Origin of the sequence: Sphingobium sp. (assembly GCF_041987595.1) — a bacterium.
Classification (GTDB): Bacteria; Pseudomonadota; Alphaproteobacteria; order Sphingomonadales; family Sphingomonadaceae; genus Sphingobium.
Window position 1 is genome coordinate 1 of record NZ_JBHIWJ010000096.1, and the last position, 15,203, is coordinate 15,203.

Sequence of the window (15,203 nt, forward strand, 5' to 3'; positions counted from 1 at the left end):
CCAAATATCAGATCGTGATCGATCGCATGGAGCTGGCGGGCGAAGGCGCGCTGATGGCGCTGCTCGAAAAATTGAAGCAGAAGCTGGCTGCCGAAGGTCTGTTCGATCGCGACCGCAAGCGCCGCCTGCCCTTCATGCCGCGCACCATCGGCGTCGTGACCTCGCCCACGGGCGCGGTGATCCGCGACATTCTCCACCGGCTGGAGGATCGTTGCCCGACGCAGGTGCTGCTCTGGCCGGTGCTGGTGCAGGGACAGGGCGCGGCGGAGCAGGTGGCGCGGGCGGTGCGCGGGTTCAGCGCGATGCAGCCCGGCGGCCCCTTGCCCCGGCCCGATCTCGTCATCGTGGCCCGCGGCGGCGGGTCGATCGAGGATCTTTGGAGTTTCAACGAGGAAATCGTGGTCCGCGCCGTGGCCGAATGTTCGATTCCCGTCATTTCCGCCGTGGGGCATGAGACGGACACGACCTTGTGCGATTATGCCGCCGACGTGCGGGCGCCCACGCCCACCGCGGCGGCGGAAATGGCGGTGCCGGTCCGCGCCGAACTGATCGCGATGCTGAAGGAGCAGGGGCTGCGCATGGAGCGGGCCGTGCGGCGCGGGGCAGGGCAGGCCCGCGAACGGCTCGACATGCAGAGCAGGCTGATGCCGACGCCCGACACGCTGCTGGCGCCGCAGCGGCAGCGGCTGGATCAATTGTCCGACGGGCTGGTCGGCGGCCTGCGTCACCGGCTCGCCGACGCCCGCGCCCATCTGGGTCAGACGAGCGGAGCGCTGCGACCGGCGCTGTTGCAGCAATATGTCAGCCGCGCAAAGGAACGGGTCGACCGGCTGCGCCTGCGGCCCGAAACGCTGACCCGCGCCTATCGCGACCGGGCGACGGCGTTCGATCGGGTGTCGCGCCTGTTCACCTCGGTCAATCCCGACCTGCCGCTGGAGCGAGGCTTCGCCCGGGTCATGGCGGGCGACAGGCTGGTGAAGTCGGTCGCCGACGCGCGGGCCGCAGGCGTGGTCAGCCTGCGTTTCAGGGATGGCAGCGCAGACGCCACGATCGACGGTTCGGGACCGTTCGCGCCCCTTGAGAAGCCGGTTTCCGAAGCTATATCGACTCCATCCCGAGCGCCTCGCAAACCGCGGGAGCCGCAAGAGGGCGGGCAGCAGGATCTGTTTTCCTGATGTCCGCGAAATGCCGGTAAGAAAGGCCGAATGATCCCATGCTGATGTCCAACCGCGACCGCCCGGCCCGGCTGCACTATATGGCTTACAGCTTTCGCGTGCTGCAGGCGGGCGATCATGTCGTCTGCGCGCTCAGCGGCCAGAAGATCCCACTGGAGGATCTGCGTTACTGGAGCATCGCCCGGCAGGAACCCTATGCCAGCGCCGAAATTTCCGCGCAGGCCGAACTGAAGGTGCGTGGACTGTAGATGAAGCAATGCATCGCTGCCTTTGCGCTGGTGATCGCTGGCGTGACGGCGGCGCCTGCCGCCCCGCCTGCCGTCGTCGATATCGCGCTGGCCGGATCGCCTGTTCAGGGCGGCACGTTGCTGGGAACCGCGCCTGACGGGACAATCGAGTTGCGCTTCGACGGCCAGCCCGTTCCGGTCGATGCCGATGGCCGCTTCCTGATCGCTTTCGACCGTGACGCCGGGCCACAGGCCCGGCTGAGCGCGCGGTTGGCTGACGGAAGGACGCTGGATCGCCTGTTGGCAATCGCGCCGCGCGCGTGGCGGATCGAGCAGGTCAATGCGCCGCTCCGCCCCATCAGGAATAGCGAGGCCTTTCTGGCGCTGCGCAAGCCGGAGCTGGAGCAGATCGCCGCAGCCCGCAAGAAGGTGACGGACGCGCAGGGCTGGCGCCAGCGCTTCATCTGGCCGCGCACCGGCCGGATTTCGGGCCTGTTCGGATCGCAGCGTGTCTATCAGGGGCAGCCGGGCGCCTATCATGGCGGGGTGGATATCGCCGGCGCTGTGGGCGAACAGGTGGTCGCGCCTGCCGATGGGGTGGTGATACTGGCTGCGGATCATCCCTTCACACTGGAGGGCAATCTGCTGATGATCGACCATGGCCATGGTCTCAACAGCGCTTTCCTGCACCTGTCGCGGATCGATGTGATTCCCGGCCAGCATGTCGTGCAGGGACAGCGGATCGGAGCGATCGGGGCGACCGGGCGGGCCACCGGACCCCATCTGCACTGGGGGATGAAGTGGCAGGACGCGCGGATCGACCCCCTGCTGCTGGCCACGCCGATTTCGGCGGATTGAATTATTATTACAAGGAACTATTATTTTCTTCGATCGTTTCGCGGCGCCCAAATGTTAAAATTTTTCGCGGAATTACAGGCGCGCAACAATATTGTTAAACAGGCGTCTAACAGTGTGTGGCGCCTTTGTGGCATAATTGCTACAGTTTGCTTCAAATCACATCCAGCGTCCCCTGACATTGCTTTACACCTATAAAACGACTGCGCAGAGTAGTGCGCAGCACGTGAGAGGAGGGCTTGCTGTCGGGCTCCTTTGCTCTCTTCACGCGTCAAAAATAATGCGCGCGGAACGTCCGCGGACCTCCAGAGCAAGGGACTGGATAGTGAAGAAAACTTCGAATAACGCGTGGCTGCGCGGTAGCGCAGCGTTGCAGGTGTTTGCGTTGGCAGGTGCCGGTCTTGCAGCTTTCGCGGCCCCCGCGTTTGCGCAGGACGCGGCGCAGGGCGCCGGTGCCGATGAAGGCGACGTCATTGTCGTAACCGGCTCCATCATCCGCCGCACCGACGCGGAAACGCCGTCGCCTGTCACCACGGTCTCGGTCGAAAGCCTGGACAGGCGCGGCATCAGCACGGTTCAGGAAGGCTTGCAGCGCATCGCCGCCAATAACGGCCCGGCGCTGACCAACAGCTTCTCGGCCAACGGCGCTTTTGCCGCCGGCGCGTCGGCCGTGTCGCTTCGCGGCCTTTCGACCAACTCCACCCTGGTCCTGTTCGACGGCATGCGCGCCGCCTATTATCCGTTGTCGGACGACGGCACGCGCAACTTCGTTGACCTCAACACCATCCCTGACGATATCGTCGACCATATCGAAGTGCTGCGCGACGGTGCATCGTCCAGCTACGGCGCGGACGCCATCGCGGGCGTGGTCAACGTGATCACCAAGAAGAATTTCAAGGGCATTTCCGGTCGCGTCGAAAGCGGCATTTCCAGCCGCGGCGATGGTCAGCAGTACCGCCTGTCGATGACCGCCGGCACGGGTGATCTCGATGACAATGGCTATAACGCCTATATCAGCGGCTTCTATTACAACAGCAAGCAGCTCAAGAACAACCAGCGGCGCTATCCCTACAACTCCGACGATTATCGCAACGTCTGCCATGACGGCGTATGCGGTCCGAACAATGTCGTCGACGGTCTGGACGGCGACGGCAATTATCCGGGCTTCAGCCCGGTCGTCACGAACACCGGCAGCACGCTGTTCGTGCGTCCGGCTGATGCGCTGACCGGCACGCAGAGCGGCCGTTACCAGCTGCTCAATCCGGCGGTCGCCTGCCAGCGCGGCAGCCTCTATAATCTGACCGCGGCCGAACTGGCCGATCCGGCCAACGCCTCCGCGCCGACCACCGTCTGTCAGGAAGACCTGACCAACAATTACGGCGTCATCAACCCGGATATCGAGCGTTACGGCTTCTCGGCCCGCTTCACCGCCCGCGTCGGCGATTCGAGCGAAGCCTATGCAGAGTTCAACTTCCTGCAAACCAAGGTCGCCTACGACGGCCTGCCCAGCACCATCCGCGCGAACGCGCCGGCGCCCTTCTACTTCCCGCGCTACTCGACCTCGGGCAATGTCGCTTATTATGGCAACAACAACATCCTGCAATTGCCGGTCTATGTCTGCCCGCGCGGTACGACCGTGGCCTGCACCGCGGCCAACGGCACGCTGAACCCGAACAACCCGTTTGCGGCGCAGGGGCAGAATGCCGCGATCATCGGCCGTTTGCCCAATTCGCTTGAGCATGATGAATCGCGCACCCGCGCCTATCGCGGTGCGATCGGCATCAAGGGCGACATCAACGACAAGTGGAACTATCAGGTCGACGCGACCGCGATGCACATGGATCTGCGCCGCAAGTCGGATGGCTATGTCTATATCCAACACCTGCTGGACGTGATTGCGGACGGCAGCTTCAACTTCCTCAATCCGACCGCCAACAGCCAGGCGACCATGGATTATCTGATGCCGACGGCGATCGCCAATTCGACGTCGGACATGGTGCAGGCTCAGGCGAACGTCAGCGGCAGCGTGTTCGATCTTCCGGGCGGTCCGCTCCAGGTGGGCTTCGGCGCGTCGGTCCGGTATGAGGCGATCGATTCGCCGAGCATCAATTCCGACATCAACGGCGGGACGGAGCGCTATTATCGTCTGAACGGCTTTGCCGTGAAGGGCGATCGCCGGGTCTATTCGGCTTATGCGGAACTTATCGCGCCGATCTTCGACCAGCTCGAAGTCGATGCGTCGGGCCGTTATGACCGTTATTCGGGCGGCCTCGACAACTTCTCGCCGAAGGTCGGCGTGAAGGTGAAGCCGATCAAGGAAGTGCTGCTGCGCGGCACCTTCTCGAAGGGCTTCCGCGTTCCCAGCTTCGGTGAAGCCAACGCGACTTTCCCGACCACGGGCTTTGTCGGCAACACCCAGAACCTGTTCAACGACACCTATCTGGCGCAATATGGCTGCACGGTCGCGACCTTCAGCTCTTGCCCGCAATATATCCGCAGCGGCAGCTATGGCGCGACCTCGCTCGCCAATCCGGAGCTGAAGGCTGAAAAGTCGCGCAGCTTCACGGCGGGCATCCTCGTTGAGCCGATGCGGGGCGTGTCCTTCTCCGTCGACTATTACAACATCAAGAAGACGGGCGCCATCACGACCGCCGACAATACTCCGGCACTGCAGGCCTATTATGCCGGTCAGGCGATCCCGGCAGGCTTCACCGTCATCGAAGACGTGCCCATCGCGCCGGGCGATCCGCGCCAGCCGCGCGTTGCTTTCGTCCAGTCGGGCTTCATCAACGCCAACACCATCAAGTCGGAAGGCCTGGACTTCGCGGCGGATGTCGACCTGCCGATCACCGAGGGCATCCGCTGGACCAGCTCGTTGCAGGCCAGCTACATCATCCGCCTGGAAACCGAATTTCCCGACGGGTCGGTGGAGCGCTATGACGGCACGCTCGGCAACTTCAACCTGACGGCCGGTTCGGGCACGCCGAAATGGCGCGGCACCTGGACCAACACGCTGGACTTCGGCAAGTTCGCGCTCAGCGGCACCGCCAACTTCTTCGGCGGTTACGATCTGTCGGCGATGGATCAGGGCACTGGCTACAAGGATTGCGGTCTGAATGACGGCTCGCTGCCTTGCCGGGTGAAGGATTACATCACCTTCGACCTCAACGCGCAGGTCAAGGTGACGGACAGCTTCACCTTCTATGCCAACATGCTGAACGTGTTCGACAAGCTGCCGCCGCTCGACACGGTCACTTACGGTGCCCACGCCTACAACCCGGTTCAGGGTGGCGAAGGCATTCTGGGCCGCTATTTCCGCGTCGGCGCGAAGTTCAACTACTGATCTTTCGCTGCGACATGCAAAAAGAAGGGGGCGCTTCCATCAGGAAGCGCCCCTTTTTCGTGGTGCTGACAGGCTTGATCAGCCGATGCCCAGTTTCAGCGCGCCGTCGCCCTCGTCGACCTTCACCGTCGCGCCATCGGGCACCTCGCCCCGCAGGATGAGGTCCGCGAGCGGGTCCTGCAGGTAGCGCTGCACCGCCCGCTTCAACGGCCGCGCGCCATAGACCGGATCGTAACCAACCCGCCCCAGCCAGGCCCGCGCGCCGTCGGTCAGGTCCAGCGTGATCTTCCGGTCCTTCAGCAAGTTGCCGATCCGCGCCACCTGAATGTCCACGATCGGCGCCATATGGGCAGCGCCAAGGCGGTGGAACAGAATCACTTCGTCCAGGCGATTGAGGAATTCCGGCCGGAAATGCGCCCGGACGATGTCCATCACCTGATCCTCGACCTTCTCCACCGGCTCGTCGTCGGCCAAGGCGGCGATGAACTGGCTGCCGAGGTTCGACGTCAGCACGATGATCGTGTTGGTGAAGTCGACCGTGCGGCCCTGTCCATCGGTCAGGCGGCCGTCGTCCAGCACCTGCAACAGCACGTTGAACACGTCGCTGTGGGCCTTTTCGACCTCGTCGAACAGGACGACCTGATAGGGACGGCGGCGGACGGCCTCGGTCAGCACGCCGCCTTCCTCATAGCCGACATAGCCCGGAGGCGCGCCGATCAGCCGGGCGACGCTGTGCTTCTCCATGAATTCGCTCATGTCGATACGCACCATCGCGCTGTCGTCGTCGAACAGGAAGCCCGCCAGTGCCTTGGTCAGCTCGGTCTTGCCGACGCCGGTGGGGCCGAGGAACAGGAACGACCCCAGCGGCCGGTTCGGGTCCTGCAGACCCGCCCGCGAACGGCGCACGGCGGTCGACACGGCCTTCACCGCATCGGCCTGTCCGATCACGCGCTTGCCCAGCACTTCTTCCATGGCGAGCAGCTTCTCGCGTTCACCCTCCATCATCTTGTCGACGGGGATACCGGTCCAGCGCGACACGACAGAGGCGATGTCCTCCGGCGTCACTTCCTCGCGCAGCATCGCGCCCTGGGTGACGTTCTGCGCCTCTTCCAGTTTGCGCTCCAGTTCGGGAATGCGGCCGTAGGCCAGCTCTCCCGCCTTGGCGAGGTCGCCCGCGCGCTGCGCCTGATCCAGTTCGACACGCGCGGCGTCCAGCTGTTCCTTGAGCTTGCTCTCGCCCGCGATCTTGTCCTTCTCCGCCTGCCAGCGCTGGGTCAGCTCGGCCGACTGCTGTTCCAGATTGGCGAGGTCTTCCTCCAGCGCTTCCAGACGATCCTTGGACGCCTTGTCGGTCTCCTTCTTCAATGCCTCCCGTTCGATCTTGAGCTGGATGATGCGGCGGTCGAGGGTTTCGATTTCCTCCGGTTTGGATTCCACTTCCATGCGCAGGCGGCTGGCGGCCTCGTCCATCAGGTCGATGGCCTTGTCGGGCAGGAAGCGGTCGGTGATGTAGCGGTTGGAGAGCGTCGCCGCCGACACGATCGCGCCGTCGGTGATCCGCACGCCATGATGCAGCTCATATTTCTCCTTCAGGCCGCGCAGGATGGAGATGGTGTCCTCCACCGTCGGCTCGCCCACGAAGACCGGCTGGAACCGCCGCTGCAACGCGGGGTCCTTCTCCACATATTTGCGATATTCGTCGAGCGTCGTTGCGCCGATGCAGTGCAGTTCGCCGCGCGCCAGCGCAGGCTTCAGCAGATTGCCCGCATCCATCGCGCCTTCCGATTTGCCCGCGCCGATCAGCGTGTGCATCTCGTCGATGAAGAGGACGATCTGTCCTTCCGCGCCCTTCACCTCGTCCAGCACGCCCTTCAGCCGCTCCTCGAACTCGCCGCGATATTTGGCGCCCGCGATCAGCGACCCCATGTCGAGCGCCATCAATGTGCGGTCCTTCAGCGTGTCGGGCACGTCGCCATTGGCGATGCGCAGCGCGAGGCCCTCGGCGATCGCGGTCTTGCCGACGCCGGGGTCGCCGATGAGGACGGGGTTGTTCTTGGTGCGGCGGGCGAGGATCTGGATCGTCCGCCGGATTTCCTCATCCCGGCCGATCACCGGATCGAGCTTGCCCATGCGCGCCGCTTCGGTGAGGTCGCGGGCGAATTTCTTGAGCGCGTCATAGCGATCCTCCGCGCCCGCCGTGTCGGCCGTGCGACCGCCGCGCAGATTGTTGATCGCGGCATTGAGCGCCTCCGCCTTCACGCCCGCAGCGGCCAGCGCCTTGCCTGCCGCCGTGGTGGTGGCCAGAGTCAGGGCCAGCAGCAGCCGTTCGACGGTGACGAAGCTGTCGCCCGCCTTGGTCGCGACCTGTTCGGCCGAGTCGAGCACGCGCACGGCATCATTGTCGAGGCCGGGGGTCTGCTGAGCGCCGCTGCCGGAGACGGACGGCACCTTGGCCAGCGCCGCATCGGTTTCGCGCAGCGCCACGCTGGCGTCGCCTCCAGCCGCTTTGATCAGGCCGGACGCCATGCCCTGCTGGTCCTCCAGCAGGGCCTTCAACAGATGCTCCGGGCTGATGCGCTGGTGGCTCATCCGGATCGCGACGGTTTGCGCCGACTGGAGGAAACCCTTGGCGCGGTCAGTGAATTTTTCGAGGTTCATCATGTTCCCCTTCGTGAAGCTCGCCACGATGTAATGTTGCATAAAAGCAACACAAGGGGCGCTACGCAATTTTCCTTAGGCGTTACGGCCTCGCGGCCCTGGGCGCATCCGGCGCAAAGGCGTCCCCGAAGAAATCGCCTTCATACCAGCGCGGGGCATCCGGTTCATCGGCAATCTCGCGGGCAATGGCGTAATTGACCTTGGCGAATTTGGCGGCAGCGTCCCAACGGAAAGGCAGGCTCATCTGGTCGGATGGCTGGTGATAGTCGGTTTTCAGAAAATGTTCGAACGCTTCTTTCCCCGGTCCGGCGAAGCCGGTCATCAGGAACACCGCAGGGATGCCCTGCTGCACGAAGCGATAATGGTCGGAACGGGTGAACAGCCCTTCGGCGGGCAGCGGATCGGGCGAGAGGGAAACGCCCTCCGCCTTCGCCGCCTTTGCCACGATCGGACCAAGGGTCGAATGTTCGGCCCCAAAGGCCACCACATCCTGAAAATCATAGGTCAGGATCGGCATGTCGAGATTGATTACGCCGACCAGCTTTGCCCCCGCCGGCAGCACCGGATTCCTGGCGAGGAACTCCGAGCCGAGCAGCCCGTCCTCCTCCGCCGTCACCGCCGCGAACAGGATGGAGCGCTTGGGCCGCTCGCGGCTTTCCGCAAAGGCCTTCGCCACCGCCAGCATGGTCGCCACGCCCGAGGCATTGTCCATCGCGCCATTATAGATTTTGTCCGGCCCCTTGGCGCTGTCCTTGATCCCCAGATGGTCGAGATGCGCCATCAGCAGCACATATTCGCCTTTGAGTGCGGGGTCGGAGCCGGGAAGCACCGCCAGCACGTTGCGGCTGGGCGCGGTGGCGACGCTGCTGGCGCGGTCGAGCTGGACCGTGGGTTTGAGGGCAAAGCCTCTGGGGCGTCCGCCCTTCTTCGCCGCCTGCGCGCGGAGCGTGGCGAGGCTCCTGCCCGATCCGGCAAGCAGCGCTTCGGCGGCGGCTGCGTTGGCATAGGCGGTGCCGCGAATGCCGGGCGCGCGGACAAAGGGCTGGCCCTCCCTGTCGAGCCAGCTCACCGTGGGGGACTGCGCCCGCTCGCGCAGCTTTTCCCAGGGCGTACGGGCGAGAAGGGCGTCGCTGGGAATGGTGATGAGGCCGATGGCGCCCGCCTCCTGCGCGGCGAAAGATTTCTCTGCAGCCAGATGCGCACCGATTTCGCTCGGCATACCGACCGGCGATCCGGCGAGGGCCACCGCATATTTGCCGTGCAGGTCGAGGCCCGCATAGTCGTCAATCTTCTCCCGATCGGACTTCAGGCCGTAGCCGACGAACACCGCACGGCCCGACAGCCTCTGTCTCAGCTCACGGCCGAAGGCGCCGATGGCGACGTCATCGGTGAAGCGCTTGCCGCCGATGGTGAGCGAAGGGGTGGTGCCCCCGTCGAGCTGTGCTACGGCAAGCGTCACCGGCTGATACCAGCTATCCGGCACTGCCTGCTGCAAGCCCAGCGTCTCGAAGCGCGCGGCGACATAGCGGGCGGCGACGTCATAGCCCCGCGTGCCCGCGTCCCGCCCCTCCAGCAGATCGTCGGCCAGGAAGCCGACATCGGCGCGGATGGCTTCTCCGGCGATGGCGGGCGGAGCTTCGGCTGAGGCCATGCCGGGGGCGGCAAGGGCAAGGATAAGGGAAGAGGCGAATGCGGGGGAGCGAAGACGCATCAGGCTCAAAATCCTGTCTTTATGGTTGGATGATGAGCCTATCGCGCAGGGCTCGACTGTCCAGCGGAAAGCGTATTGCGCGTCTAAAACGCCCCGCTATGCTGCCCGCCGATCCATTGACCATCATGAGGCGTCATGACTCTTTCCCCCTTTTCCCGCCGGATAGCCCTGATGCTCAGCCTGTCCTCGCTGGCGCTGGCGCCTTCCATGCAGGCGGTGGCGGCTCCGGCGGCGACCGCCGCCGCCGCGCCTGCGCCCCTTTCCAGCCTCGTGGCGGCGGTGAACATTCCCTACGAGGAATTCACCCTGAAAAACGGGCTGCGCGTCATCGTCCATACCGATCGCAAGGCGCCGGTGGTGGCGGTGTCGGTCTGGTATCATGTCGGGTCGCGCTTTGAACCGGCGGGCAAGACCGGCTTTGCCCATCTGTTCGAGCATCTGATGTTCTATGGTTCGGAAAATGCGGATGGGCCGTTTTTCGGGCGGCTGGAGGATATCGGCGCGACCGACTGGAACGGCACGACATGGTTCGACCGCACCAATTATTTCGAGACGGTGCCGACCGGCGCGCTCGACCGGGCGCTGTTTCTGGAATCGGATCGCATGGGGCATCTGCTGGGCGCCGTGACCCAGACCAAGCTCGATACCCAGCGCGGCGTCGTGCAGAATGAAAAGCGCATGGGCGAGAATGAGCCTTACGGCCTTGTCGAATATGCCCAGCTGGCCGCGATGCTGCCGGAGGGACACCCATACCGCCATTCCACCATCGGTTCGATGGCGGACCTGAATGCGGCCAGCCTTGCCGACGTGCAGAACTGGTTCAGGACCCATTATGGTCCGAACAATGCCGTGCTGGTGCTGGCGGGCGATATCGATGTGGTGACCGCGAAGGCGAAGGTCGAAAAATGGTTCGGCAATATCGCCGCCGGTCCGGCGCCCAGGGATGTGGACGCGACCGTGCCGACGCTCGACAGGGATGTCGAAAAGCTGATGCACGACAATGTCGCGGCGACCCGGCTCTATCGCAACTGGATCGTGCCGGGCGTCAATAGCGACGAACTGCCGCAGCTCGATCTGGCGATGGCGGTGTTCGGCGGCCTCAAATCCTCGCGGCTCGACAATATCCTTGTGCGCGATGAAAAGGTGGCCGTGGGCGTCAAGGCCAGCATCCAGCCCTTCGAGAAACTCAGCATTGCCGAAATCACCGTAGACGTGAAGCCGGGGCAGGACCCGGTCGCGGTGGGCAAGCGGCTGGACCAGCTGCTGGCCGATTATCTCGCCAAGGGGCCGTCCGCCGACGAGGTGCTGCGCGCCGCGACGCAGCAGCTTTCGGGCACCATCGGCGGTCTGGAGAAGGTCGGCGGCTTCAACGGCAAGGCCGTGACGCTGGCGGAGGGGGCGGTCTATTCGGGCGATCCTGCCAAATATAAGAAGGACCTCGCCGCCTATGCCGCCGCTACGCCGCAGTCGGTGAGCGAAGCGGCGCGCAAATGGCTGGGCAGGCCGGTGTTCCGCCTGACCGTGGCGCCGGGCGAGCGTTCGGCGGAGGATAACGCGCTAGCGGGCAATGCGACCCACCATCCTGTCTATTTCCGCGATCCCAAAAAGCCCGCTCCGGTGGCCGCAACGCCGCCTCCGCCGACGAAGGTCGCTGAACCGCCCATTGAACCGGTCAAGGATCTGGAATTCCCCTCGGTCGAACATGCGACGCTGAAGAACGGCATAGCCGTGGTCTTCGCGCGTCGGGCAACGGTGCCGGTGGTGCGGGTGTCCGTGTCCTTCGACGCGGGCAATGCCGCCGACGACAAGGCGAAGCTGGGCACGGCCGGGCTGACCACGGCGCTGCTGGATGAAGGCACGACCAGTCGCAGCTCCGTGCAGATTGCCGAGGAACAGGAGCGGCTGGGCGCGTCCATCAGCGCGGGGAACAGCATGGATGCCACCAATGTCGGGCTTTATGCGCTGAAACCCAATCTGGATGCATCGCTGGGCCTGCTGGCCGACGTGATCCGCAACCCGGCCTTTGCGCCGACCGAGGTGGAGCGTCTGCGCGGTCAGGTGCTGACGCGCATCAAGGCCGAAAAGACCGAGCCCATGCCCATCGCGCAGCGTCTGCTGCCGCCGCTGCTTTATGGACAGGCGCATCCCTATGGCATTCCCTTCACCGGCTCCGGCACGGAAAGCGGGGTCAAGGCGGTGACGCGGGCCGATCTGGTCGCCTTCCATGACAAATGGCTGCGGCCCGACAATGCGACCATCTTCGTGACCGGCGACACGACGCTGGCCGATGTGATGCCTTTGCTCGAAAAGCGCTTCGGCGACTGGAAGGCGCCCAAGGCCGCCAAGGGCGCCAAGCTTTTCCGCATGGATCGCATGATGCGGCCTTCGCGGATCATCCTGGTCGACAAGCCGCAAAGCCCGCAGTCGATGATCCTCGCAGGGCTTCTCACCAACAGCCGGGGCACCGACAATCCGGTGACGCTGGTCACCGCCAACGAAGTGCTGGGCGGCAGCTCCACCTCGCGCCTGATCATGGACCTGCGGGAGACCAAGGGCTGGGCCTATTATGCGGGCTCGGCGCTGCCGGGAGTCAAGGAAACCATTCCACTGCTGGTCTATGCGCCGGTGCAGACCGACAAGACCGGCGAATCCATCATTGCCGCGCGCAAGGATATCAGCGATTTCCTGACCGCCAAGGGCACGACCGAGGCGGAGCGCAACCAGACGATCAACAGCCAGATCCTGTCGCTGCCCGGCAGCTTCGAAACCTCTTCCGACCTGCTGGGTGCGATGATGCGCAACCGGATGCTGGGACGCCCGGACGATTATTATGCGACGCTGCCCGGCGTGTATCGCGCCATGACCGCAGCCGATCTCGACAAGGCGGCGCGCGAAGCGATCCATCCCGACCGGCTGATCTGGGTCGTGGTGGGCGACGCGAAGCTGGTGAAACCGCAGCTTGACGCGGTCGGACTTCCCGTGGAAATGGGCACATTGGCCGATTGACGATTACGTAAAGGAGAAGTGCTATGGCAGCAGTGGACGGCGCCTATGATTGCGTGGCGAAGACCCCGATGGGCGACCAGAATGGCGTGCTGACCGTCATCAGCTCGGGTGACAGCTTCCACGGCACCTTTGCCGGCATGATGGGCTCGCTCGACGTGGCTGAGGGCAAGGTCGACGGCAACAAGCTGACATGGAAGATGAACATGACCATTCCCATGCCGATGACGCTGGAATGCGAAGCGGAGGTCAGCGGCGATGCCATCACCGGCACCATGCAGCTGGGCGCTTTCGGCGCGGCCGGCTTTTCAGGCACGCGCCGGGGCTGATCTGCGCGAAATTCTGGGTGAGGGGGCGGGGCCTTATGGCTCCCGCCCCCTTTTTATTTGCCCGTTCGGTCCCCGCATGGGGGAGGCTTCAAGAAGCAGAATGAAACGAATCTCTTGACGTTAGATATTAGTTAGCTATCTAAGCAAAATGTCCCGACCCGAACATGAGCGCGCTCTGGCGCACAAGATGCCGCAGGTGGCGCGCAAATGGCGGCAGCTGGCCGATCAGACCCTTGCGGAATTCGGCGTGTCGAACAGCGCGGGCTGGTGCCTGATCTATCTCGACCGGCTGGGGTCCGATGCGCGGCAGGCCGATGTAGCGGAGGAACTGGGCATCACCCAGCCCTCGCTGGTGCGCACGCTGGACCAGTTGCAGGCCGCGGGCCTTGTCGAGCGCGTGCCGAACCCCGATGATCGGCGGTCTAACCGAGTCGCCTTCACGCCGGAGGGGCAGAAGCTGGTGGGTCAGATAGAGGCCAAGCTGGGGGATTTGCGGCGCGAGCTGCTGGACGGCGTGCCCGACGCCGCCATCGAGATTGCGGTCAATCTGCTGAACCTGCTGGAGCAGCGCATGGCCGAACGCCGGGGTCAATAATCCCATGGCCGGCAGCTGGAGCGAGCGGGTCGGCTGGCCCGCCGCGCTGTTTTCGCTGAAATGTTTCGCGGCGGCGATGCTGGCGCTGTTCATCGCGCTCAGCATCGGGCTGGAGCGGCCCTATTGGGCGTTCCTGACCAGCTATATCGTTGCCCAGCCGCTGGCAGGGGCGGTGATTTCCAAGGCGGTGTTCCGAGTCATCGGCACGCTGACCGGCGCGATCTTCGCCGTCGCCGTCGTGCCGCCGCTGGTCAATTCACCCGAATTGCTCTCGCTCGCCATGGCCATGTGGATGGCGCTGTGCGTGTTCGTGTCGCTGCTCGATCGCACGCCGCGCTCCTACATGTTCGTGCTGGCGGGCTATAGCGCCTGCCTGATCGTCTTTCCCGACGTCGATACGCCGCAGACCATCTTCACCGTGGCGACGCTGCGCGTGCAGGAAATCACCATCGGCATCCTGTGCGGCAGCCTGATTCACGGGGTCGTCTTTCCCGGATCGATCACCAACCTGCTTTTTGCGCGGGTCGAGGCGACGTTGCGCGATGCCGAGCGCTGGTCGCATGACGCCATTGCGCTGGAGCCGGTCGAAGGACTGGAGGCCGAGCGCCGCCGTCTGGCGCAGGATATTACCGAGCTGCACCAGATGTCGGTGCATCTGCCGTTCGACATCAGCCGACTGGCGCCGCGGGTGCGGACCGTGCGGGCGATGCAGGACCAGCTGTCGTTGCTGCTGCCGCTGGGCGTGGCGGTGGAGGACCGGCTGGCCAGCCTCAAACAGGCAAGCGGCGGCACGGTCCCGTCCGAAACGACCGCCCTGATCGACGCGGCGCGCGCATGGATCGCCCGTCCCGGCGACGACCGGACGGCGCGCACGGCGGCGGCCAACGCGCTGATCGACCGCTGCGCGCAGATGGAGCCTGAGGCGCAGGCGACCATGGGATGGGCCGACATGATGCGGCTCAGCCTGTATGCCCGGCTCGCCACGCTGATCGCGGCGCATCGCGACTGCCGCGATCTGTATGACCAGATGGTGACGCACAGCCGCACGCCGGTAAGCCCCCGTGTGGCGGAACTGCTGGAAGGACGCCGCAACCGCGAACTGCACAAGGATGTGGCTGGCGCGGCGCGGGGCGCCTTTGCCGCCTTCGTGACGGTCGCGCTGGGCTGCGCGCTATGGATCGGCAGCGGCTGGAAGGACGGCGGCAGCGCGGTGATGCTGGCGGGGGTGTTCCTGTCCCTGTTCGCCGCGTCGGACAATCCGCTCGCGCCGCTCAAGGGCTTCATGATCGGCACCATCGCCGCCTCGC

At 64.7% G+C, this 15,203-nt stretch carries 10 protein-coding genes; 8 read left to right on the forward strand and 2 right to left on the reverse strand.

What is annotated here, in order from left to right; all coding sequences use genetic code 11:
* The 4 genes from xseA to ACFC3J_RS18340 all read left to right on the forward strand — a co-directional run.
* Nucleotides 1-1,175: exodeoxyribonuclease VII large subunit (gene xseA, locus ACFC3J_RS18325; protein WP_375197511.1), on the forward strand; the 1,175-nt coding region annotated here is incomplete at its 5' end.
* Nucleotides 1,176-1,213: 38 nt separating this feature from the next.
* Entirely contained in the window at nt 1,214-1,423 is a 210-nt protein-coding gene (locus tag ACFC3J_RS18330; protein WP_375197512.1) for a DUF2093 domain-containing protein, read from the forward strand.
* Nucleotides 1,424-2,260 (forward strand): M23 family metallopeptidase, encoded by an 837-nt coding sequence (locus ACFC3J_RS18335; protein WP_375197513.1) that lies wholly within the window; start codon nt 1,424-1,426, stop codon nt 2,258-2,260. It abuts the gene before it with no gap.
* Nucleotides 2,261-2,582: 322 nt separating this feature from the next.
* The gene (locus tag ACFC3J_RS18340; protein WP_375197514.1) at nt 2,583-5,600 is read left to right on the forward strand and encodes a TonB-dependent receptor plug domain-containing protein; all 3,018 of its coding nucleotides are present in this window, start codon (nt 2,583-2,585) and stop codon (nt 5,598-5,600) included.
* Between the two features lie 78 nt (nt 5,601-5,678).
* Here the strand turns inward: ACFC3J_RS18340 and clpB are convergent, their stop codons facing one another.
* Nucleotides 5,679-8,258, reverse strand: a complete 2,580-nt coding sequence (gene clpB / locus ACFC3J_RS18345; protein WP_375197520.1) for an ATP-dependent chaperone ClpB — start codon at nt 8,256-8,258, stop codon at nt 5,679-5,681.
* A gap of 82 nt (nt 8,259-8,340) precedes the next feature.
* A complete protein-coding gene (locus ACFC3J_RS18350; protein ID WP_375197515.1) occupies nt 8,341-9,969 on the reverse strand; it encodes a M28 family metallopeptidase in 1,629 nt (542 codons plus the stop codon).
* A gap of 135 nt (nt 9,970-10,104) precedes the next feature.
* Between ACFC3J_RS18350 and ACFC3J_RS18355 the strand changes: the two genes are divergently transcribed.
* From ACFC3J_RS18355 to ACFC3J_RS18370, 4 genes are all read left to right on the forward strand, one after another.
* Nucleotides 10,105-12,975, forward strand: a complete 2,871-nt coding sequence (locus ACFC3J_RS18355; RefSeq protein WP_375197516.1) for a M16 family metallopeptidase — start codon at nt 10,105-10,107, stop codon at nt 12,973-12,975.
* A gap of 23 nt (nt 12,976-12,998) precedes the next feature.
* Nucleotides 12,999-13,301: a hypothetical protein gene (locus ACFC3J_RS18360; protein WP_375197517.1), complete on the forward strand. Its 303-nt coding sequence runs from the start codon at nt 12,999-13,001 to the stop codon at nt 13,299-13,301.
* A 148-nt stretch (nt 13,302-13,449) separates the two neighbouring features.
* Nucleotides 13,450-13,896, forward strand: coding sequence for a MarR family winged helix-turn-helix transcriptional regulator (locus ACFC3J_RS18365; protein ID WP_375197518.1), 447 nt, complete (start codon nt 13,450-13,452; stop codon nt 13,894-13,896).
* Nucleotides 13,897-13,900: 4 nt separating this feature from the next.
* Nucleotides 13,901-15,203: FUSC family protein (locus ACFC3J_RS18370; RefSeq protein WP_375197519.1), on the forward strand; the 1,303-nt coding region annotated here is incomplete at its 3' end.